Origin of the sequence: Halobacteriovorax sp. GFR8 (genome assembly GCF_050955245.1) — a bacterium.
Classification (GTDB): Bacteria; Bdellovibrionota; Bacteriovoracia; order Bacteriovoracales; family Bacteriovoracaceae; genus Halobacteriovorax_A.
Map to the genome: position 1 here is coordinate 2,818,211 of NZ_JBPBLR010000002.1, position 21,610 is coordinate 2,839,820.

Here is a 21,610-nt window from a genome sequence, read left to right on the forward strand (position 1 = left end):
GATTACTCTTTGCTCATGAGAACTTTAACTTCCTTGAGGACTTTTCGAATTTCGCTATCATTTAGGTTCAATGCCTTCAGACACGCCTTATTAATATGTTTAATAATGACAATCCCCTTGTCTAAGAGTTGCTTTTTTTCACGTGCTCTTAGTGTCGACAAGACAGTAATAGGATAAATTCGATAACGCTGGATTAAATGACAAAACGTATTCTTTTTTGGGTAATTCATTGAAAAGAGTAGTAGGTCAACACCCTTAGCATACTTAATTGCATCTTCTGAGAATTGTGTATTTGAAATTAAAGCATATTTAAAATTCAAGCCAGGATTAGCTTCTTTAATATCTAAGTAGCGGGCATGAACATAGAGAGGTATCTTCACATCATTTTTGTAATACTTTCGATTATGAAATTTACATTCACAGTAAATATCACCGTCAGGCCTAGTTGCAACAACATCAACTTCATGGCTAACAAACTTACCTTTCTTAATAACAGAAACTTTAGTTTTGTAACCTTTTGACTTTAACATTTCAGCACAAAGAATTTCAAAAGGATAACCTGTCGGCCCTAATTTATAGATGGCCCTTTTAATATTATAATTGGCAGCATCTAACTTTGACCTCCTCTTTAAAGCACGATATGTCTTTTAATGAATAACGTTTGTTGTTGAAAATGGATCAAGCTCTTCTGAAATTTCTTTTACAATTTCTTGAGTTGCTTCTTCTGAAACCCCTGCTGCCTCTAAGCTTCGCTTAAACTTTTTCTTATCAAATTCCTCAAAGCTACGGTTAACTTTTTGAACGATATATTTTAATTTCTTAGCCTTCTTGCTCTTTTTCGTGCTTTTCATTATTTAACAACTGCTTTTAAGATCTCAACGCCACTTATAATTTTATCCATAAATGACTTCTTGCTATCAACAAAGTAAAAATTTGGATGTACTGACCAAATCTCTTTTAACTTATGATCCAACTCAATTGCCTGACGATTAGTTTCACTACGATAGATATTATTACTAGTAATATCACCACCAGAGTTTGCACCTGTTTCAAAAAAGATAACGGCATCATAACGACTTAGCTCATGGTCATAAGTAGAATTGATCTTGTCAAAGAAAGATTCACATTCATCTGGCCAATAGGCCATCCCATCGAGAGTTCCACGGTCACATAGTAGGATCTTATCAGGATTCTGCTTCTCATATATCGATTCTAAATTCACTTGATAATCATAGATCATCTTTTGAATATCTTTTATAACTTCAGGTCGTTTATCTCTTGTAACACCACTTTGAAAAACAGAAGTTGCAGCCTCAGGAACAACAACAATATCTTCAAATAACTCTCTTTTGAATAGATCTAGTGCAGTAGTTTTTCCGCCACCGGGACCGCCAGTCACAACAATTTTCATTATTCCCCCAAAATATAATCGATACCATCTTCCACATTGATGGCCTCAAAACCTAAACTCTCTTGAATAGTCTTTACAAAATTTTCGACAACAGGCTCTTCACCGTGATTGACAAAAATCTTCTTTAGACTAGTACCCGAGCTTTTAATATAATCTATTAATTCATCACGATCAGCATGGGCCGAAACTGACTCTAATTTTTCAATATGTGCTCTAACATTCATCGTGTGACCTAAGAGATAGATTTCTCTTTCATCATCAACAAGTTTACGCCCTATCGTTCCCTCACCTTGAAACCCAGTAATAAGAACAGTGTTATTTTCATGCTTTGCGTACATATCCATATATTTTAAAATTTTACCACCGCTAATCATTCCCGATGAGCTTATTAAGATAAATGGTTTTTTTGCACGTGCTAATTTTTTTGAATCACTACTATATTCAACAAAACGAACCTTCTTCATGGCATCAATAAAGCGCTTTGAATCAACTTTTAATTTCTCAGCTTCTTGCATATAGAGCCTAGTCACACGTATTCCCATTGGAGTATCGAGATAGATAGGAATTTCAATTTCAGGATACTTTTCAAAAAGCTCAAATAGCTCATAGATAATGACTTGTGTTCGGGCCACTGCAAAGGCAGGAATCAAGAGCACACCTTGTGTCGAAATGATTCTTTTTATATGTTTTTTTAGCACCAGTTGCGTATCTTCTTTCTTATGAAGACGATCTCCATAAGTTGATTCAATAACTAAATAGTCAGCTTCTGTTTTCTTATGTGGTGGCAAATGAATTAAATCATCCTTACGTCCAACATCGCCAGAAAAACAAATCTTAGACTCACCATTATCAAAAGTAATGCTACTCGCCCCTAAGATATGGCCAGCTTCTTCAAAGATATAGCGAAAGTCTTCACCTAACCATTGACCCTGCTCAACTACTCTAAAGTGAGTCATCGTCTTATCGACATCATCTAAGTCGTAAAGAATTGCACCTATTTTCTTTTCTTTAAAATCATTTTCTTGAATATTAGCTGAATCACGTAGAATTATTTCAACAATCCTCTTTGTCACTTCAGTACAATATATCTTTCCACTGAATCCATTTTTTACTAATACAGGGAGATAGCCAGAGTGATCATAATGGGCATGAGTAAGAAAAATCGAATCAACTTCCGTAATATTAAAGTTAGGAAGCTTACTATTTAATTGATTAGAGTCTTTTCCACCTTGAAACATTCCACTATCAATAAGAATATTCTTACCATTAATTGTTAAGAAGGTTTTTGAACCAGTGACAGTAGATGTCGCGCCATAGAATCTTAGTTTCATTTTATCCATGAGGATAATTATATCGACAATTCACTCAAATTCATAACTAAAGTAAACAAAAAAGGGCCCGCAGGCCCTTTGTTAAAATAATATCTTAAGAAATTAAGTGTTTTAAGTGGTCTTTAATAAAGGAAGCGATGAAATAATAACTATGATCATAACCTTCACGATAATTAACAATCAATTCCTGATTAAAATCAGCGCAAACGTCTTCAAAATTCTTTGTTCTTAACTGCTCTTCAAAGAACTCATCTGCAAGACCTTGTTCTATTAGGATCTTCTTAGAGTGAGTTTTCCCACTTCTAATTAATTCACAAGCATCGTATTGCTTCCAATCTTCTTCGTTATCCCCGAGGTAGCCTGTAAAAGCTTTCTTTCCCCAAGGAACTTGAGTAGGGTTAACAATTGGAGAAAATGCAGAGATAGCATGAAATAACTCTGGGTTATTTAGGCCAATAACCAGTGCACCATGTCCTCCCATCGAATGACCAGTAATAGAAAGCTTCACATCTCCAAAAGATTCCTTAAGCATTGGTATAAATTCACTAACGATATATTCATACATCTTATAATGATCTTTATAACCTTCTGTCGTTGCATTGAGATAGAATCCTGCACCTGAACCAAAGTCATAACTGTCATGCTCTCCAGGTAGATCAAGTCCACGAGGAGAAGTATCTGGACAAACAATCATAGTCTTACTATCAGCAAGATAAGCTTGTGCTCCAGCTTTTGTAATAAAGTTCTCTTCCGTACATGTAAGACCTGATAACCAGATAATTATATTGTCGATTTTGTCAGTAGCAGGTTTGAAGTATGAAAACTTCATATCTGTCTTTGTCATCTTTGAAGTGTGGAGACAAAAAGCCGTCTCCCCACCAAATGATTTATGTGATTTTAATTTTTCAAATTTCATATTAAACCTACATTGAATAATCAATTACCGTTCTAATCGCCTTCCCTTCATGCATGAGATCAAAAGCTTTATTAATCTCTTCTAATGGTAACTTAAATGTTACAAGATCATCTAGGTTAATTTCACCAGACATATAACGATCAACATATCCAGGAAGCTCTGTTCTTCCTTTTACGCCACCAAAAGCACTTCCACGCCAAACACGTCCAGTTACGAGTTGAAATGGACGAGTACTGATTTCTTGTCCAGCTCCGGCAACACCAATAATAATTGACTCTCCCCAGCCTTTATGACAGCACTCGAGGGCCGATCTCATTAAATTAACATTACCAACACACTCGAATGAATAATCAACTCCACCGTCAGTTAGTTCAACAATAACTTCTTGAATCGGCTTATCGTAATTTTTTGGATTAATGAAATCTGTTGCACCAAATTTCATGGCCATGTCTTTTTTATCGTCATTTATGTCGATAGCGATAATTCTGCCAGCTTTTGCCATTTTTGCACCTTGAAGAACAGACAGACCAATTCCTCCCATACCAAAAACAGCAATTGTTGCACCCTCTTCAACTTTTGCAGTGTTGAAAACGGCACCAATACCAGTCGTTACACCACAACCAAGTAGACATACTTTATCAAGCGGAGCTTCTTTACTTACTTTAGCAAGAGATACTTCAGCAACAACTGTGTACTCGGCAAAAGTAGAAGTTCCCATATAGTGATGGATCATTTTTCCATCTTTAGAGAAACGGCTTGTCCCATCTGGCATAAGTCCTCTACCTTGAGTTTCACGAACAGATGAACACAGGTTTGTCTTTCCAGACTTACACATCTTACACTCACCACATTCTGCTGTGTATAGAGGGATAACGTGGTCACCTACTTCAACACTTGTTACACCTTCACCTACTTCAACAACAACACCGCCACCTTCGTGACCGAGGATAACAGGAAATAGACCTTCAGGGTCGGCCCCTGAGAGAGTAAATGCATCAGTATGACATACACCAGTAGCATGCATCTTAACTAGAACTTCACCTTTTTTTGGTCCCTCTAGATCGACTTCTTCAATTTTAAGTGGCTCATTTGGTCCCCAAGCAACAGCTGCTTTTACTTTCATATTTAGTACCTCCGGTATTTGTTAATTAATTGATCTATTTTAGGCCCATTTTAGATTGTTGACAATTGTGACGTTATTCGACAAATTGTTTACATATGGAAACAATCAAAGACCTAAGTCATATCTATAGTTTTATAAAAGTTGCACAATATCGATCATTTACAAAAGCAGCTGATGCTTTAAATGTTTCACGTTCACATTTAAGCAAGGCAGTTAAAGAACTTGAGGACAAGCTAGGACAACCACTGCTTAAGAGAAATACACGCTTTATCGACTTTACTGACTTTGGTAAAAATTACTTTGAAATTTGTGCGAATCATATCCAAGAAATAGAAAGATTTACTAAGCAATCTAAAGAAAGCTTTGAGGCGACTAAAGATAAAATAAGAATCTCTTTGGCCGGTGCATATGGAGAAGATATTATTGCTCCGATTATCTCAAATATTATGATGAAGCATCCTGGCATCGAAGCCGAATTAGTTTTTTCTACAGAGTTAATCGATATTACCTCACATGAGTTTGATCTTGCCATTCGAGTAACTTCTAAAAAGCCAAATAAGGGATTTGCTATTCAAATCGCTGATCGTAAGGAATTTGTTTGTGCTTCACCAAATTACATAAATAAATTTGGGCAGCCAAAGAAGCCAAAGGACCTTAATTCCCATAATTGCCTTATTGGTAATAATGATAGTTGGCAATTTTCAAGTGATGGCCAAAAAGAAAGTATTAAAGTTAAGGGAAATTTTAAGAGTTCTAATGGACGTGCTCAAATGAATGCAGCCTTACAGGGCCTAGGCATTTGTAAGCTTCCAGGTGTCTATGTTTTAGATCATATTAGAAATAAGACTCTATTGCCTTTACTTAGTGAATACACAAATCAGTCAATTCCAATTTGGGCAGTAATGCCATCAAAGAAATCAATTTCACCTACTGTGAAATTGATTCTTCAAGAATTTGGTGTTGTACTTTTTTAAACAGCTGCACCATTTCTATTTTCGTAATGTGAAAGAAATGAATACATAACTTCATTTTCGTAATTCATATGCCTACAAAGATTATCAACGGCCTTCCTTACTTTCTTATAAAGACCTTCCCACTCAGGACAAGTCTCATCTTGAAGCTCATACTCCTGTACCATTTTAATCAAGCCTCTAAGCTCTTCTTCTTGTTCCATATGCTCTTGAGTCATTTCCTTAATATACTCATATGCATCACTACAATTTTCCCTAAGTATCAAAGGGAAAATATACCTTTCTTCATTTTGCATATCTGCTTCAAGAGTTATCCAAAACCTTAATAAAAATTCTGAGATCCCACGAGGTGCACCTGGTCTATCTTTTGAAGATTCCCCTACGGCCTGCGATAAAATAATTAGACTTTTAAATTCTGTACGAATTTGTTGATGAAAAGAAACAAGTTTATCAACTTGCTCTTTAAAAATTGAAACTTTACTCACTTACTTTACCCCTGCAGTAATAACTAAACTTCTGATAAGTATAGCAACCTACGCGGAGCGCAACATGATCTACATCAGCTTTGTGTTTTTATGACATAAATCAACTTCTCGTATTTAGTGCTGTCTTGACTTACTTAAAGATATCTAATTTAAGATCTAGGATCTCACCCATCCAAAGAGTATTTTGAGTATGATCAAGATAATCATTTCCCGTATTAGCATGTGTGAAAACAGTTAAGTCCTCTCTATTCTCAAGTAACCAAGGAATCATCTCATTTAATTTATCTGCGGCAAAAAGAAACTGACAGCTCCAACGCGGATGTGGGCCGACTTCTTTTTGGTGTGCTCTACCAACTTGTACATAATCTAAAGTCCTAGCTTTCTCAATAACCAGTAAGGCCTTCTCATAAGTCGATTCATCGTAATATAAATGTGCGTGATATGATGTAATTTCCATGAGCGCATCTTCTTAAATTTTTTCTTAAATTGCAACATTCTCATTATCACCATTAAAATTAATTTATTTAAAAGGGAAAGCTATCATGAAATATGAAGTAAAAATCATTAGGCTTATTTGTGTTATTGCAATTGGTGCATTCATTTGGACTCGGCCGATACCGGAGGGCCTTGATCCAAAAGCATGGCACCTCTTTGCCATTTTCTTAAGTACGATTTTAGGAATTATCATTAAGGCCATGCCCATGGGATCGATGTGTATAGCTGGACTTTCAATAGGCCTACTGACACAGACACTTAAGATAAAGGGAGAGGCCCTTACAGGCTTTTCCAATAGTACTATTTGGTTAATAGTTACGGCATTTTTTATTGCACAAGGTTTTGTTAAAACAGGACTAGGTTCTCGTATTGCCTATTACTTCGTCTACCTGCTCGGTAGAAGAACACTAGGTCTTGCTTATGGCCTAGCAATTAGTGATTTAATCCTTGCTCCTGCAACACCGTCGAATACAGCAAGAGGCGGTGGAATTATTTTTCCGATTATGAAGTCACTTAGCCTCAGTTATGATTCAAAACCCAATGATCCTACCAACCGTAAAATCGGGCACTACTTAACACTTAGTTGCTTTCAAGTTTGTATGGTGACATCTGCAATGTTTATCACTTCAATGGCGGCCAATCCACTTATCCAACAATTTGCCGCAGATAATGGAGTTAAAATAACATGGGGAGGTTGGGCCCTCGCGGCGATTGTCCCAGGTGTTGTTTCCTTAATTATTGTTCCTCTAGCGATCTACTTTGTTTATCCACCAACTATAAAAGAAACTCCTGGTGCACAAGAAATAGCGAAAATGAAACTTGAAGAAATGGGACGTATGAGCAAACAAGAATGGATTATGATAGCGACTTTTATTTTCCTTATCACATTTTGGATCTTGGGCAGCACATTGAAAATAAATGCAACAACAACGGCCTTTGGGGGACTATCAATTCTTCTTATTACGGGCGTTTTGAATTGGGATGATATCAAGTCAGAAAAAGGAGCTTGGGATACGCTTATTTGGTTTGGTGTTCTTGTCATGATGGCCGACTACTTAAATAAGTTTGGCTTTGTCCCCTGGTTTAGTAAGTACGTGGCAATGGAAGTGTCGGCCCTCACTTGGACTCTTGCCTTTCCTATCTTAGCAGGGATTTACTTCTACTCTCATTACTTCTTTGCTTCGGCCACAGCACACGTAACAGCGATGGCCGCTGTCTTTATAGGAGTCGGAGTGCAAGTAGGTGTGCCTCCATATCTAATGGCCATCACACTAGGATTTTTCTCAAATCTCTTTGGTTCACTAACACACTACGGATCGGGACCAGCTCCTGTCTTCTTTGGCTCCGGTTATGTAGAACTATCAGATTGGTGGAAGATGGGATTTCTAATTTCCATCATAAATATTTTAATCTGGATGATTATTGGCGGTGCTTGGTGGAAGTTACTTGGACTATTTTAAAATCTTAGCTTTTAACAAATTAAAATTCATCCTCGCAATATTTGAGATTGAAATTCCTTCAGGACATTCAATCTCACATGCACCAGTAAAAGAGCAGTGACCAAAGTCTTCTAACTCCATTTGTCTCGTCATTTCTAGAGTTCTTCGACCTTCTTCAACCTTTCCCTGAGGAAGAAGGTTTAGGTGAGTTAACTTCGCTGAGGTAAAAAGAGCTGCGGATGAATTCTTACAAGTTGCAATGCAAGCACCACACCCAATACAAGCGGCCGAATCCATTGATAGATCTGCAACTTCTTTTCCAATTAAAATCGAATTGGCCTCAGGAGCTGTTCCTGTTTTTGCAGTGATATAACCACCACTTTCAATAATACGATCAAGAGCACTTCTATCGACAACTAAGTCCTTTACAACTGGAAATGACTTAGCTCTCCAAGGCTCAACAACAATTACTTCATCATCAGTGAAACTTCTCATATGTAGTTGGCAAGTTGTGGTATTAGCATGTGGGCCATGAGCTCTCCCATTGATAAATACTCCACATTGGCCACAGATTCCCTCACGACAATCATAATCATATGCAATAACCTTCTCACCTTTTAAAACGAGATTTTCATTTAACATATCGAGGGCCTCTAAAAAGGACATATCTTCAGTAACGTTATCAAGCTCATACTCGATAAATTGTCCTTCTGATTTTGAGTTTTCTTGTCGCCAAATCTTAAAAATCACTCTCATTATTACCTACTTATATGATCTAATCGTTGGTTGTATATATTCAAACTCTAGTTCTTCACGGTGCAGTTGATATTCGCCATCATTATATTCCCAAGCGGATACATAACTATAGTCTTCATCATTGCGAACTGCTTCACCATCAGGGCTTTGAAACTCTTCCCTAAAGTGAGCGCCACATGACTCTTCCCTTTGAAGGGCATCCACACACATGAGTTCACCAAGTTCAATAAAGTCGGCCAAGCGTAGCGCCTTTTCTAGCTCTGGATTTAGCTCTTCATTAGCACCAGTTACTTTAACATTCTTCCAAAATTCTTCTTTTAAATTTCTGATTTGAGAAATTGCTTTTTCTAAACCACTACGGTTTCTACTCATGGCACACTCTTGCCACATTATTTTCCCGAGCTCTCTGTGATAATGATCAACAGTTTTAACTCCATCAATCATCAGTAGTTTCTTAATTCTTTCTGATGCCTTCTCGATACAACGATCAAACTCATCATGAGAAATATCTGGCTGCTCACACTTCATCTCATCTGCAAGGTAATTATTGATTGTATTTGGCAGAATGAAGTAGCCGTCAATACTCGCTTGTAATAATGAATTTGCTCCGAGACGGTTTGCGCCATGATCTGAATAGTTGCATTCCCCTACTGCATAGAGGCCAGGGATAGTTGTCATTAATTCATAATCAACCCATAGTCCTCCCATTGAAAAGTGCGCAGCAGGAGAGATTTTCATCGGTTCTTTATAAGCATTGATACCTGTAATCTTCTCATACATCTGAAAAAGGTTACCATAGCGGTCTTTAATAACTTCAACTCCGAGTTTTTCAATAGCATGCTTAAAATCTAAATAAACAGCATTCTTTAAGGCACCAACTCCGTGACCAGCATCAATCTGCTCCTTCGCGGAACGAGAAGAAATATCTCTCGGTGCTAAATTTCCAAAACTTGGATACTTTCTTTCTAAGTAATAATCTCTCTCCTCTTCTGGAATATCATTTGCCTCTCGACTATCTCCTGCTTTTTTTGGAACCCAAATTCGTCCATCATTTCGTAAGGACTCTGACATAAGAGTAAGTTTAGATTGTAATTCACTAGACTGTGGTAAGGCAGTAGGATGGATTTGTGTAAAGCTTGGAGCTGCAAAGAAAGCACCTTTCTTGTGAGCGGCCCATATAGCAGAACCATTACAACCAATGGCAAGAGTAGAAAGTCTAAAAACTCGAGAGTAGCCTCCAGTTGCGAGAACAACAGCATTTGCCATAAACTTCTTAATTTCACCTGATTCTAAATTTCTAGTAATAATCCCTTTGGCCTTTCCATCGATGACAACGAGATCAAGCATCTCGGTACGTGGATACATTTTAACATTTCCTGCTTTAACCATTTTCGAAAGTTGAGAATATGCAGCTAAGAGTAGCTGTTGACCAGTTTGACCTCTGGCATAGAATGTTCGTTGAACTTGGACTCCACCAAAACTTCGATTCGTCAAAACACCACCATATTCCCTCGCAAAGGGAACACCTTGTTGGGTAAAGTGGTCAATAAGAGGAGCTGACAATTCTGCGAGTCGATAGACATTGGCCTCTCGAGATCGAAAGTCACCACCTTTTAAAGTATCGTAGAACATTCTCCAAACACTATCACCATCATGTTGATAATTCTTTGCTGCATTTACTCCACCTTGTGCTGCAACAGAGTGTGCACGACGAGCAGAATCTTGATAACAGAAGCAATCAACATTATAACCAAGTTCACCTAGAGTAGCGGCTGCTCCTGCCCCGGCCAAACCTGAGCCGACAACAATGATTGAGACTTTTTTTCGATTTGCAGGATTAAGAAGCTTACTCTCAGCTTGATAATTGGACCACTTCTCTTTTAAATTTCCTTTAGGGACTTTAGAATTTAGCATTACATAACCTCCCTAATAAAGACAACAAGGGGAATGACGACAAATCCAATTGTGATAAAGAATGAGAATATCTTTGCGCAAGAGTCTATTATACGAATATGTCTTAAACGATAAAAGCCAAGTGTTTTGAAGGCACTTGATATTCCATGATTTAAATGCGCTCCTAACGGAACCATTAAAGCACAATAGAAAATTACATAGAATGGATTCCTAAATAATGATGTCGTTAATAAGTAAACATCTTTATATCCATTTGTGTCATTATAAACACTTCCCCCAAGACCAAATTTAATTTTGGCCCAGAAATTTGCCATGTGGATAACAATAAATAATAAAATGAAAAATCCTAAAAAGCCCATATTCTGAGAGGTCCAAGTTGAGACTTCTCTATTATCCTTAAAAGAATACTCCACACCCTGAGAACGAGAATTCTTTAAGGTAATAACAATGGCCATATAGGTATGAAGAGCAATAGCAAAGTAAAGAATAAATGAGACGGCCTTTATAAAAATATTATCTGCCAAAGTATGAGAATAAAGATTATACAAAGAATGTGCATTTTCTTGTGGTAATAAGAGTATTAAATTTCCGCAGAGATGAATGATTAAGAATAGGCACAAGAATAGCCCAGTAACTGCTAAGATATACTTTCTAAAAAACAACATACAAACATCCCTTCTTTACATTAATTATAAAATAGAGAGTTCATAAAACCTAGATAAAATATGGTTAAAAAAAAGGGCACTAAAAAGTGCCCTTCTTCTTTTTAAGCTAATTATTTTTTTATGCTGCTTTCTTTGACTCAGTTTCTCTTTTCGTCTTATTAAAATTAATGACATTATTAACTGCACGTCTCGCAGACTTGATCTGAGCAATAATTAATCCTTTTAAATCAGAAATATCATTACCAATATGATTAACAGCTTGGCTTAACTCAGTTGAGGCAGCATTCAAGTCATGTGCTGATTGACTTGTTAAGCTTGCAGAACTTGAGATTTCTTGCATCGCCTTACTCACTTCTTCAACACCAATCAGCTGTTCTTTTGAAGCATTAGCAACTTCATTAGAGTTTGCTGAAACTTCATCAAAATTTCTTAGCACCTGAGTAAACACTTCTTGGCACTGATTACTGATCTCAACACTTTTATTAATTTTATCTCTACTCATATTTAAAGACTCATTAACATCCCTACTTGAGATATCAACAATATCTGTTACCTTCTTGAGACTATCCACAAGTAGTTTTGAAATTTCATCAGCAGATTCACCACTCATCTTAGCAAGGTTACCAACTTCTTCTGCTACAACAGAGAAGCCTTTACCATTTTCACCAGCTCTTGCTGCTTCTACAGAGGCGTTAAACGAAAGTAGCTTCGTTTGAAAAACGATATCATTGATAACTTGAGTTTTAACATTGATCTCTTCAAATACTTTAACAATCTCATTTAATTCACTATTACTTTTCTCAACTGTATTTGCCAGTGCTGTTGTACTATTATCGACATCTTTAACACCGCGCCCCAAGTCACCTAAAGACTTTACACCATCAGTTACTAACTCTTGGCTTTTCTGGATTAAAGAAGCAACATTATTAGAACCATCAGTATTACTCTTAATCATTTGAGAGATCTCATGTAAAGAACTTGATGTTTCTGTAGCGGCCGCAGAAAGTTGTTCAGAAATAGAACTTAGCGCGACTGACTTATTTTTAAATGTATTTGAAACATTCTCCAAGTTTTGTCCTTCTTTTGAAATTGACTCAACGATATTATTGATACGGCCATCAATTCGTCTTGCCATAAAGATACAAATCCCAACAGAACCAAATAAACTAATAATTGAAATAATCGACATCAAGAAAATCGAATCAGAATAAGTTTCATCTGCTTCTTTAAATTCTTCATCACCCATTCCAAGGATTAACTCTTGAAGTTGATCAAGGCTATCTCTAGCTCCTTCAAACTTAGAGTTTACTGGACCTAATGAATTCTTAATAAGCTCTGTTTTAGAGAACTTACGAAGATTTCCTTCTTTATCTAGAGGGAACTTATCTGCGGCCGTCTTTTCAAATGCTTCTAAACCCTCATTAAACTTCTTAGAGATTTCAATTTCTTTAGGTGAGTCACCTAAGACAGTATATTTTTTAAAACGATCAACAACTTGTTGCTTATTAGTAAAGTAGTCATCGGCCAAAGATTTTCTTTGCTTAGCTGATAATCCCTCTAAAAGTAATGTCCTTTCGGCCACTAGCATCTGTTGAAAATCACGATCAGCTTGTACTAGACTGTTGATACTTGGAAGTCTTTTTGAAAACACTGTATACAAGTGAGACTTCACTGATGTTAAAGATTGATAACCAACAAATGCAATAATCAGCTGTATCGTAAGCATAGTAGCTGACAAAGCAATCAATTGTTTCTTAATTGTCCATTGTCCTTTCATAAATAACCCTCAAACTCCCTCAAGTTTCTATTTCTTCGCAACCCTTGTTAAGATTTGCTCAGTAATCTTATCCAGCGGCAGTGAAATACATGAAGCACCTAATTCAAATGCTTTCTTTGGCATTCCATAAACAACCGAACTTTCTTCGTCTTGTGTAATAGTGAAAGTATCATTCTCTTTCAACTTAAGAAGCCCCTTGGCCCCATCTGCACCCATTCCCGTTAAAAGTGCTGCTGTTACTCGATGCCCTTTAAGTTGGGCAAGATTTTCGAATAGGTAGTCAACACTTGGACGGTGTCCAGAATATATCGGAGTTTCACTATCTAACTTGATCATTAATTTACTCTTTCCAACTACTCCCATATGAATTCCACCTGGAGCAATATAGACAGTATTGTGCTTAACCTCTTCACCGTCTGTTGCCTCGACAACGTCAAACGGACATAGCTCATTTAAACGATTAGCAAATGCTGTAGAAAATACTGGAGGTATATGTTGAACAATAAGAACTGGTGGAAACTCTTTTGGAAAACGCATTAATAGCTGCTTAATTGCTTCCGTCCCTCCAGTTGAGGCACCAATTGTAATTAACTGACTTCCCGAGAAGTCAAAATTATTTGCCCCAACCCAGCTTGTGAGCTTTTGTCTCTTAGACTTAACTATACTATTATAAGCAAGATCAATTTTTTCCAATAAGGCCTTCTTAAATTTAAAAATATCATCGAAGGATGGCTTCTTTAAATAATCAAATGCACCATCTTCAAGACATCGCATAACAATATCACCATCACTCTTACTAACAGAGCTAATCATAATCGCTTGTAGAGATTGATCCTTTGGAAGATTTTTAAGAACGTCATGTCCGCTCATTTTTGGCATATTAATATCTAAGGTAATAACATCAGGCTTAAGTTCTTTAATTTTCTCTAATCCGTCTTGCCCGTCGACAGCTTCTCCAACGACTTCATAACCTGGATCACCAGTAAGACACTTCTTAATTAACTTTCTTACAGTACCAGAGTCATCAATAATTAGAATTTTCTTTACCTGAGCTTCTTTAACTTTAAGGCTTCTTTTTGTTTCATGATTTGTCTTAAAGTAAATTGATTGGCCAAGACTTTGGAATCCTTCATGACGTCTTAGCGTTTCAGAAATCCCAATTAAAAGGTATCCCTTATTTGTGACACAGTTTGAGAACTTTTTAATGACTTTATCAATTTGTTCTTCATTGAAGTAGATAAAAACATTACGACATAGAATCAGGTCGTATTTGTCACGATACTCAGGACTATTTTGCTCTATTAAATTATGAACCTTAAATTTACAAAATTTTTTAAGCTCATCACTGACTTTAACAAAAGGTGCGATCTCACCGCTTCCGCGATACCAGTTACCTTCGAGATATTCTTTAGGAACCTTCTGAAGTTCTTTCCAGTAATAAACACCTTTCTTTGCGTGTTTAATTGATTTTTCACAAATATCTGTTGCGATAATTTCAAATTTAAAGCTAGGGTCAATCTCTTTTAGATGTTTTTTAAGAATCATAGCAAGACTATAAACTTCATCACCCTTGCTACAGGCTGCACACCAAATCTTTAATGTATCACGACCACTATTCTTTACACGTTCAACAATCTTAGGGAGAGACTTGATGATAAAATCAAATTGATTTTTTTCTCTCATAAAGAATGTGTAATGCGTTGTTAAAAGCGATATTAGCTCACTCTTTTCCTGACTTCCGGGAGATTTAATTAACGTTAAGTACTCATCAGCATCTTTTAAACGAAGCTCGACAATTCTCTTGTCAATACGGGACTTTACCATTGCATCATTTTGCGCTGTAAAGTGTGTCCCTGTCTCCTGTGACATCATTTGAGCTATTTCAATATAACTTCTAGCAAGATTACTCATTCAATCTCATCCTAATTTAAATTAATTATTTTTAAACGGCCTTATCAAACCTAGTATCGTTCTCACTTGGGTATTCATCAGAATCTACTTCTAATACCGGATCATCAAAGCCCATATCATCAACCACTGGCTCAGCCTTCGCCACGACCTTAGCAGGTTCGTGTTTTACAACTTCAGCAATAGGAGTCTTTTCAAAGACAGGAAAGTCTTCAACAACCTCTTTCTTAGTTACGGTATGTGACTTCACTGGTGTCGATGATATAGAATCGATTAATGCACTTCTATCTGCAGAAAGGTTTTGAATCTTACCTAAGACCTCACTCTCTAGCTCTTCAACAATCCCATTAAGGATTGACGTTTGCTCTGATAAGCTCTCTGCAAAACCAGAAGTTTCTTGTGCAATTGTCGAGTTAGTATGTGTTACTTCATCAAGCTCATTCATTGCGTCCGAAATATTATTAATCCCTTCAGCTTGCTCTTCAGAAGCAGTTGAAATCTCAGTCATCATTTTTGTTACAGCATCAACATTTTCAACAACACTATCTAAGATCTTCCCACAATTCTCAGAGACATCTACACCTTTAGTAATACTTGTCTGTGCTTCAGAAATTAGTCTTTTTACATTTACTTGAGTTTCATCAACGATTGACTGAACTTTTTTAATTGAACCACCAAGTAGTTCTTCAATTTCAAGCGCAGCATTACCACTCATTTGAGCAAGGTTTCCGACTTCCTCAGCAACAACTGCAAATCCCTTACCATGCTCACCTGCTCTCGCAGCCTCTACAGAAGCGTTAAAAGATAGGAGTTTTGTTTGGAATACGATATCGTTGATAACTTTAGTCTTTTCAGAGATTTCATTAATAACATCAACAATCTTTACGATTTCCTCGTTATTACGATTCATCTCTTTCATAATATCTTCGTTATTACCATTAATTTGTCCAATGGCCTCAACCATCTCATTAACAGCACTCTTCCCTTGTAGGGCAACACGTTGAGACTCATCTGCCTTTTGACTTGATATCTTAGCATTCTCAACACTCTTATTTACCATCGCAGTAATCTCATTAAGAGTCGCTACTGTTTCTTGAATAGCACTCGCCTGCTGAGTTACAGATGATGACACTTTAGATGAGGCCATACTCATATTTGTTGAAGATTTTGCAGTAACTTGTGAAGAATCACGTAGACGTTCACTAAGCCCAATAATTTTCTTAATTGATTTAGAAAAGTTATATTGGAATCCATATGCAAATGCTGCAATAATAGCGAATAGAATTGGAATATAGAAAGTAATTTTTTCTTCTAACGCTGTACTTGCTTCAATTTTTTCTTGTGTTTTTCTATCTACTAGATCAACATTCTCTTGAATCATCTTAAAAATATTTCTTGTCCCAACCACTGCTATTCGAGAATAATTCTCTAGCTTTTGCTGGTTAGAATATAATTTATCGAAAGTTCGAGTGTAATCATCAACAGATTTTATGACATCGTTATAGACATACTGCTTATACTTTCTTGCAATTAATTCTTTCTTTATTTTTCCAGCCTCAGAGTATGCTTTATCAACATACTTCTTAGTTCTTCTTAAAAGAAAATCTTTTTCATGACGACGAAGATTTAATAAAGAAATCATAAAGCTAGGATTTAAATCATACTTCTTTATCTTGTTTTCAATATCATGTGCATAACTACGAAGTTCTCCTCTAAGACCATTCTTAGAATCTCCTTCTACTTTCAATGCCTCACGCGTATGACTAAAATTTTGGAAGTGTTCTTTATAACTTTTTGAAAGCTCTTCCCAGCCAATTTCATCAGAGTAATCAACATCCATTGCCTTCATTTTTTCATATACTTCATTATTAACCTTATCAATTTCGAGAAAGCGCTTTACGGATGCCGAGTCTTGCGAAATAACGTATTCTTTTTCATTTGATATTTGCTCACCAAGATTTGCAGCAAATGTCCTCATAGAATCCTTTAATTGAAGATCCACTTGTACAGTATTCTTCAAGTTTTCAACTAGTCCATAATATGAATAGATTGAAATACTTACACCAATACCAAACATAGCAAAGATACCAAGGAAACTCAGAATCGTTTTTTTGTTCATTGACATTTTTGTCTGTTTCATTATTTTCCCCCGGTGCTTTAAGCACCCGTCTCTATTAAGCAGCTTTCTTTACAAGGCCATTAATCTCGTCGATATTTAAAATTGACTCTAGGTCAACTAGCTGAATTAATGCCTCGTTATTGCGGTATACTCTATTAAGACGATCACGTTTTTTTGTTTCAACTGAAGCTACTTCTTGGATTTGTTCTTCATCTACTGAAAGAACTTTACAGATATTATCGACAACGATTCCAAGGCATAGCTGTCCAAATTCGACAATAATAACTGCTTCTTCATTTGATTCAGCTGGCTTGACTCCAAGACGAGTACGTAGATCAATAATTGAAATTACCTGTCCACGCAGATTCATAATCCCTACATAATAGCTTGGACTAAAAGGTACATTAGTTGTTTCAGGAACAGAGATTAGCTCTCTTACTTGCAGAAGAGGGATTGCGTAGTGCTCATCTCCAAGTTTAAACTCTAGATATCTTTTTGTTACATCAGTTGTTTCATTTTCCATATTATCCCCACATCAAGTTATATAATTAATTTATGCCGCGTTACTTACTGATCTTTGGCCTTTCGTTTTACTCACTTTATTAACAACAAGTTCTTTTAAGTCTAAGATTAAGGCAGGTCGTCCATTACCAAGAATCGAACTCCCCATAAACCCTTGAGTATTTTTAATATCATTTCCAAGACTCTTGATAACAACTTGTTGACGTCTTAGAACATCATCGACCACAATTGCAAAATCCATATCTTCTGTTCTTACAACAAGAGCGATTTCATTTACTGAAGGTTCTTTAACATTATGTTTCAAAAGTTTACTTAGCCTAAATGCTGGTAGGACTTGTCCTCTTAAAACAATACAGCCACCAACATTATTTACTTTTTTATAATTTTCTTCTGTAACAGAAACTGTTTCGTGAACTAAATTAAGTGGTACCACATAGTTTTCTTCACTAACTCTTGTCACCATTCCTTCGATAATTGCCATTGTCAGAGGAAGCTTAATTCTAAAAGCAGAACCTGAGCCTACTTCAGATTTAACTTCAACAGCTCCCGAAATATCTTGGATATTCTTCTTAACAACATCCATTCCAACTCCTCGGCCAGAAATCTCACTTACCGCCTCTTTTGTTGAAAAACCTGGAGCAAAAATTAAGTTAATCGCATCTTGATCACTTAACTTATCAGCATTTTTAATTACGCCTTTTTCAATGGCCTTATTCTTAATAATATCAGGATCAATTCCTTTACCATCATCAACGACTTCGATAACAAGACTATTACCTTCGTGATATGCCTTAATTTGAATCTCTCCAGCATCGGACTTCCCTACTGCTTTTCTATCCTCAACACTTTTTTCAAGCCCGTGGTCAACAGCATTTCGTACGATGTGTACTAAAGGATCTGAAAGTTGCTCAAGAATATTTTTATCAACCTCTGTCTCTTCTCCAACAATAGTAAGATTAACTTTCTTACCAAGTGCTTTTGAAGTATCTCTTACAATTCTTTGAAGTTTTGAGAATGTTGTCTTAAGCGGAACCATTCTCATCTTCATTGAAATATCTTGAATTTCTTTGGTAATCTTTGATAAATGACTTACACTTTTTCTAACATGCTCATCAGCTACGAGATCATTACATTCACTAAGTACAGTTTGTAGAATAACAAGCTCTCCAACATAGTTATTAAGCTTTTCAACACGACTAATACCAATACGAATTGTCTCTTCTGGTTTTACTGGCTTTTTTGGAGCTGCAACGACAGGTTTCTTTTCTTCTTTTTTTGCAACAGCTTCTAAACTTACAACATTGTCTGCCACTGGGACTTCTTTTGGAGAAGCCGTTTCATTCATTAGAGCATCAAGATCATTTGGCGCATCTGTAGTAACAGCGGCTACTTCAACAGGCTTAGCTTCTTCTGTTGAATCAAAAGACTCTCCATATAGCATACGATCGAGGTCACTGATATCTGATTCGCTAGGACGAGATTCAGCAACAACTTCTTCTTCAAAACTTACTGCGTCCTCATTATCAAGGATGCCTTGTAGTTCCTGATCTTCAAAATCGTCTTCACTACTTTCTTCCTCTTCTTCCTCGTACGCATTAGCTTCAAACTCTGCTTCATCAGGAATATTTGATATTCTAAGATCATCGTGCTCAACGTCAGCACTAGAGACATCTTTAATTAACTGAATAATATCGTCTGAATTAAACTTAGCATCTATATCATCTCTAAGAGTAGAGATCATATTATTTAAATGGTCAGAACACTTGAGGAAAACATCAATAACATCAGCACAGATTTCAACTTCACCCTTTTTCACCTTAAGGATTAGTTCCTCCATTTCATGAGTAAACTCTGCAACATCACTAAACTCAACTGCTCTTGATGTTCCCTTTAAGTTGTGAGCTAGACGAAAGATTTTATCAATATGCTCATCTGTATTATCGACACCAGATTCTAATTCTAGGAAAGATTCCTCACAGTCTTCAAGAAGCTGTACTGCTTCTTCTAGGAAATCCATCTTTAATTCTAATTCAAACTCATCCATAATCACATCTTGTCTTTTGTGTTAATATCTCTTCATTATTCGGACAAAACTTTTATTTAATTAGTGTTTTTAGAGGCTTACTTCAAATTTCTATAAATAATCTTAGTTTCATGACATTGATCATGTTCGTTTTTTTACAAGTACTTAATTATTCATTTGCCCCTAGTAGAATGTAGATATAAAAAGAGCCCATTTTTGTTGCAAGTGGAATCATGAGTGACTCATATTTACCTAAATCAATGTCAGAAAAATTTTCTTTAAGTAAAACCGATGGAATTGCTCGGTCAATCACAATCCCTCTATTTTGATTCAAAGTGGCCTTTGCTTGTCCTAAGGTAATATTTGTAAACTCTGCAATTGCATCCTTCACATCATCATTAAGTTCGGTATAGTCCTCACCAAATATTTGATTATAAATATTGATAAAAACAATATCAGGAAAACAAATAAGAAGCCTTCCGTTAAACTGCTCATTTTGAACATCAATGGAACCAATTAACCCAATCTCATAGCTTTCAAAATCTTTTGCTTTAGAAACTTTTCCCGGTAATACTTTTAAATTCGCCTGAACACCAAAAGTATCTATTGCAGCTTGAATAAAAGGGTTTACAAAGTTTACGTCTAACTCAATTCTTTTCTTTTTAAGATTTAGCTCTTGCAGTCTTTTTGAAATTGAATCAGTAAAATTGAAACGCTCATCAACATAGTCACTCTTGAGCTCTCTAACAAGTTTAGAGCGAGCATTAATTGTATATATTAAAATTGACTTTTCTTCTGCTGACTTGAATAACCTAAAAATTTCGTTATAAATTTTTGGAGATACATACTCAACACTCTTAAAATCTAGAATTATTAATTTATCTTTTTCATCCTCTAATATCGCATCAAAGATCATCGACAGTGACTTAACACAGTCTTGATCGATATCGCCCGAGAAGGCCAAAACTGAAAAGTGAGATTTTGTAATTCTCTCTACCATACCCATGAAAGCCTCCTATTAACCTTGTGGAAACCTTTTCTTCATGGCCAGGGCCAACCTCTTCTTAAAAGATGCTTGATCGAATGGTTTAATTACATAGCCATCTACATCACTAGCGATAGCCTCTTGAATCTGAGCAACGTCTTGTTCGGCAGTTACCATAACGAATGGCATCTCTTTAAAGTTTTCACTACCTCTAATCGTTTTTAAAAGATCTAGTCCTGTAGCATTTGGCATACTCCAGTCAGAAATAATAAATGATATTTCGTTTGGTCCACCTTTATTCTCTACAATCTTTTTAAGAGCATCTTTTCCATCAACGGCCTCAACAAACCTATCAGCACCTAAATCACGCAATAACTTTTTAACGATCTTTCTCATTGTGCTCATGTCATCCACAATTAAAAAAGAAAACTTTTTAAGATCTTCCATTACTCTTTCTCCTACTCAATAATCTTCAACTAATATATCACTGAGAAATTTCTCCAAATAGCGACCTAATTTTTCCCAGCAAATAAAAAAAGTTTTGATTCTTTCATTAAACTTAATATATCTAGTTAGTTATCGGCTCTTGTGATTTTTTTATTACGCCCATTTATGTCAAAGTTTATATTTTCCCCAAAGGAAATCTATTGTATTACAAGGCTGTGATTTTCAATACTTGCCAATTAAAGTGCCACAAAACTTTAGCGGCCTAATTAAGTAGTCAATAAAGTAAAGTGGTCCATCAAAAATGTTTATACTTTGTTCATACT

The 21,610-nt window shown here is 36.1% G+C and carries 20 protein-coding genes; 2 read left to right on the forward strand and 18 right to left on the reverse strand.

The window, feature by feature from the left end; all coding sequences use genetic code 11:
* Positions 1–2 precede the first annotated feature (2 nt).
* From ACRXC1_RS14110 to ACRXC1_RS14135, 6 genes are all read right to left on the reverse strand, one after another.
* The gene (locus tag ACRXC1_RS14110) at positions 3–593 is read right to left on the reverse strand and encodes a restriction endonuclease (protein ID WP_433659925.1); all 591 of its coding nucleotides are present in this window, start codon (positions 591–593) and stop codon (positions 3–5) included.
* A gap of 54 nt (positions 594–647) precedes the next feature.
* Positions 648–851, reverse strand: coding sequence for a hypothetical protein (locus ACRXC1_RS14115; RefSeq protein ID WP_433659719.1), 204 nt, complete (start codon positions 849–851; stop codon positions 648–650).
* Positions 851–1,411 carry an AAA family ATPase gene (locus ACRXC1_RS14120; RefSeq protein ID WP_433659721.1) on the reverse strand — a complete coding sequence of 187 codons (561 nt, stop codon included), beginning with the start codon at positions 1,409–1,411 and terminating at the stop codon, positions 851–853. The genes ACRXC1_RS14115 and ACRXC1_RS14120 overlap by 1 nt, the downstream gene beginning before the upstream one ends.
* Positions 1,411–2,751, reverse strand: a complete 1,341-nt coding sequence (locus tag ACRXC1_RS14125) for an MBL fold metallo-hydrolase RNA specificity domain-containing protein (protein ID WP_433659723.1) — start codon at positions 2,749–2,751, stop codon at positions 1,411–1,413. Before ACRXC1_RS14125 ends, ACRXC1_RS14120 begins: the two co-directional genes overlap by 1 nt.
* 85 nt (positions 2,752–2,836) lie before the next feature.
* Positions 2,837–3,658 (reverse strand): S-formylglutathione hydrolase, encoded by an 822-nt coding sequence (gene fghA / locus ACRXC1_RS14130; protein WP_433659725.1) that lies wholly within the window; start codon positions 3,656–3,658, stop codon positions 2,837–2,839.
* A gap of 7 nt (positions 3,659–3,665) precedes the next feature.
* Positions 3,666–4,781 carry an S-(hydroxymethyl)glutathione dehydrogenase/class III alcohol dehydrogenase gene (locus ACRXC1_RS14135; protein WP_392910539.1) on the reverse strand — a complete coding sequence of 372 codons (1,116 nt, stop codon included), beginning with the start codon at positions 4,779–4,781 and terminating at the stop codon, positions 3,666–3,668.
* 95 nt (positions 4,782–4,876) lie between these two features.
* Between ACRXC1_RS14135 and ACRXC1_RS14140 the strand changes: the two genes are divergently transcribed.
* Complete coding sequence (locus tag ACRXC1_RS14140; protein ID WP_433659727.1) at positions 4,877–5,755, forward strand: LysR family transcriptional regulator; 879 nt, start codon at positions 4,877–4,879, stop codon at positions 5,753–5,755.
* Here ACRXC1_RS14140 and ACRXC1_RS14145 read toward each other — a convergent pair.
* Positions 5,752–6,237 (reverse strand): hemerythrin domain-containing protein, encoded by a 486-nt coding sequence (locus tag ACRXC1_RS14145; protein WP_433659729.1) that lies wholly within the window; start codon positions 6,235–6,237, stop codon positions 5,752–5,754. The genes ACRXC1_RS14140 and ACRXC1_RS14145 overlap by 4 nt on opposite strands.
* A gap of 130 nt (positions 6,238–6,367) precedes the next feature.
* On the reverse strand, positions 6,368–6,694 hold the full coding sequence (locus ACRXC1_RS14150) for a DOPA 4,5-dioxygenase family protein (RefSeq protein WP_433659731.1): 327 nt from the start codon (positions 6,692–6,694) through the stop codon (positions 6,368–6,370).
* Between the two features lie 85 nt (positions 6,695–6,779).
* Here ACRXC1_RS14150 and ACRXC1_RS14155 point away from each other — a divergent pair, with 85 nt between their 5' ends.
* Positions 6,780–8,192, forward strand: a complete 1,413-nt coding sequence (locus ACRXC1_RS14155; protein WP_433659733.1) for an anion permease — start codon at positions 6,780–6,782, stop codon at positions 8,190–8,192.
* Here ACRXC1_RS14155 and ACRXC1_RS14160 read toward each other — a convergent pair.
* From ACRXC1_RS14160 to ACRXC1_RS14205, 10 genes are all read right to left on the reverse strand, one after another.
* The gene (locus ACRXC1_RS14160; RefSeq protein WP_433659735.1) at positions 8,184–8,927 is read right to left on the reverse strand and encodes a succinate dehydrogenase/fumarate reductase iron-sulfur subunit; all 744 of its coding nucleotides are present in this window, start codon (positions 8,925–8,927) and stop codon (positions 8,184–8,186) included. The two genes, ACRXC1_RS14155 and ACRXC1_RS14160, sit on opposite strands and share 9 nt — an antisense overlap.
* Before the next feature lie 6 nt (positions 8,928–8,933).
* Positions 8,934–10,841, reverse strand: coding sequence for a fumarate reductase/succinate dehydrogenase flavoprotein subunit (locus ACRXC1_RS14165; protein ID WP_433659737.1), 1,908 nt, complete (start codon positions 10,839–10,841; stop codon positions 8,934–8,936).
* Positions 10,841–11,506 (reverse strand): succinate dehydrogenase cytochrome b subunit, encoded by a 666-nt coding sequence (locus ACRXC1_RS14170; protein WP_433659739.1) that lies wholly within the window; start codon positions 11,504–11,506, stop codon positions 10,841–10,843. The genes ACRXC1_RS14165 and ACRXC1_RS14170 overlap by 1 nt, the downstream gene beginning before the upstream one ends.
* Positions 11,507–11,624: 118 nt before the next feature.
* Positions 11,625–13,283, reverse strand: a complete 1,659-nt coding sequence (locus ACRXC1_RS14175; RefSeq protein ID WP_433659741.1) for a HAMP domain-containing methyl-accepting chemotaxis protein — start codon at positions 13,281–13,283, stop codon at positions 11,625–11,627.
* 27 nt (positions 13,284–13,310) lie between these two features.
* Positions 13,311–15,194 carry a chemotaxis-specific protein-glutamate methyltransferase CheB gene (gene cheB, locus ACRXC1_RS14180; RefSeq protein ID WP_433659743.1) on the reverse strand — a complete coding sequence of 628 codons (1,884 nt, stop codon included), beginning with the start codon at positions 15,192–15,194 and terminating at the stop codon, positions 13,311–13,313.
* A gap of 31 nt (positions 15,195–15,225) precedes the next feature.
* On the reverse strand, positions 15,226–17,331 hold the full coding sequence (locus ACRXC1_RS14185) for a methyl-accepting chemotaxis protein (RefSeq protein WP_433659745.1): 2,106 nt from the start codon (positions 17,329–17,331) through the stop codon (positions 15,226–15,228).
* Between the two features lie 34 nt (positions 17,332–17,365).
* The gene (locus tag ACRXC1_RS14190; protein WP_392910562.1) at positions 17,366–17,833 is read right to left on the reverse strand and encodes a chemotaxis protein CheW; all 468 of its coding nucleotides are present in this window, start codon (positions 17,831–17,833) and stop codon (positions 17,366–17,368) included.
* A gap of 30 nt (positions 17,834–17,863) precedes the next feature.
* Complete coding sequence (locus ACRXC1_RS14195; RefSeq protein ID WP_433659748.1) at positions 17,864–19,876, reverse strand: chemotaxis protein CheA; 2,013 nt, start codon at positions 19,874–19,876, stop codon at positions 17,864–17,866.
* A 148-nt stretch (positions 19,877–20,024) separates the two neighbouring features.
* Positions 20,025–20,861 carry a chemotaxis protein CheX gene (locus tag ACRXC1_RS14200; RefSeq protein WP_392910566.1) on the reverse strand — a complete coding sequence of 279 codons (837 nt, stop codon included), beginning with the start codon at positions 20,859–20,861 and terminating at the stop codon, positions 20,025–20,027.
* A gap of 12 nt (positions 20,862–20,873) precedes the next feature.
* Positions 20,874–21,287: a response regulator gene (locus ACRXC1_RS14205; protein ID WP_103217672.1), complete on the reverse strand. Its 414-nt coding sequence runs from the start codon at positions 21,285–21,287 to the stop codon at positions 20,874–20,876.
* Positions 21,288–21,610: the final 323 nt, after the last annotated feature.

What these genes read in the sequence shown, in the direction of transcription:
- ACRXC1_RS14115 (WP_433659719.1), bottom strand. Translation starts at nt 851, where the DNA reads ATGAAAAGCACGAAAAAGAGCAAGAAGGCTAAGAAATTAAAATATATC.
- ACRXC1_RS14120 (WP_433659721.1), bottom strand. Translation starts at nt 1,411, where the DNA reads ATGAAAATTGTTGTGACTGGCGGTCCCGGTGGCGGAAAAACTACTGCA.
- ACRXC1_RS14125 (WP_433659723.1), bottom strand. Translation starts at nt 2,751, where the DNA reads ATGGATAAAATGAAACTAAGATTCTATGGCGCGACATCTACTGTCACT.
- fghA (WP_433659725.1), bottom strand. Translation starts at nt 3,658, where the DNA reads ATGAAATTTGAAAAATTAAAATCACATAAATCATTTGGTGGGGAGACG.
- ACRXC1_RS14135 (WP_392910539.1), bottom strand. Translation starts at nt 4,781, where the DNA reads ATGAAAGTAAAAGCAGCTGTTGCTTGGGGACCAAATGAGCCACTTAAA.
- ACRXC1_RS14140 (WP_433659727.1), top strand. Translation starts at nt 4,877, where the DNA reads ATGGAAACAATCAAAGACCTAAGTCATATCTATAGTTTTATAAAAGTT.
- ACRXC1_RS14150 (WP_433659731.1), bottom strand. Translation starts at nt 6,694, where the DNA reads ATGGAAATTACATCATATCACGCACATTTATATTACGATGAATCGACT.
- ACRXC1_RS14155 (WP_433659733.1), top strand. Translation starts at nt 6,780, where the DNA reads ATGAAATATGAAGTAAAAATCATTAGGCTTATTTGTGTTATTGCAATT.
- ACRXC1_RS14160 (WP_433659735.1), bottom strand. Translation starts at nt 8,927, where the DNA reads ATGAGAGTGATTTTTAAGATTTGGCGACAAGAAAACTCAAAATCAGAA.
- ACRXC1_RS14165 (WP_433659737.1), bottom strand. Translation starts at nt 10,841, where the DNA reads ATGCTAAATTCTAAAGTCCCTAAAGGAAATTTAAAAGAGAAGTGGTCC.
- ACRXC1_RS14170 (WP_433659739.1), bottom strand. Translation starts at nt 11,506, where the DNA reads ATGTTGTTTTTTAGAAAGTATATCTTAGCAGTTACTGGGCTATTCTTG.
- ACRXC1_RS14175 (WP_433659741.1), bottom strand. Translation starts at nt 13,283, where the DNA reads ATGAAAGGACAATGGACAATTAAGAAACAATTGATTGCTTTGTCAGCT.
- cheB (WP_433659743.1), bottom strand. Translation starts at nt 15,194, where the DNA reads ATGAGTAATCTTGCTAGAAGTTATATTGAAATAGCTCAAATGATGTCA.
- ACRXC1_RS14185 (WP_433659745.1), bottom strand. Translation starts at nt 17,331, where the DNA reads ATGAAACAGACAAAAATGTCAATGAACAAAAAAACGATTCTGAGTTTC.
- ACRXC1_RS14190 (WP_392910562.1), bottom strand. Translation starts at nt 17,833, where the DNA reads ATGGAAAATGAAACAACTGATGTAACAAAAAGATATCTAGAGTTTAAA.
- ACRXC1_RS14195 (WP_433659748.1), bottom strand. Translation starts at nt 19,876, where the DNA reads ATGGATGAGTTTGAATTAGAATTAAAGATGGATTTCCTAGAAGAAGCA.
- ACRXC1_RS14200 (WP_392910566.1), bottom strand. Translation starts at nt 20,861, where the DNA reads ATGGGTATGGTAGAGAGAATTACAAAATCTCACTTTTCAGTTTTGGCC.
- ACRXC1_RS14205 (WP_103217672.1), bottom strand. Translation starts at nt 21,287, where the DNA reads ATGGAAGATCTTAAAAAGTTTTCTTTTTTAATTGTGGATGACATGAGC.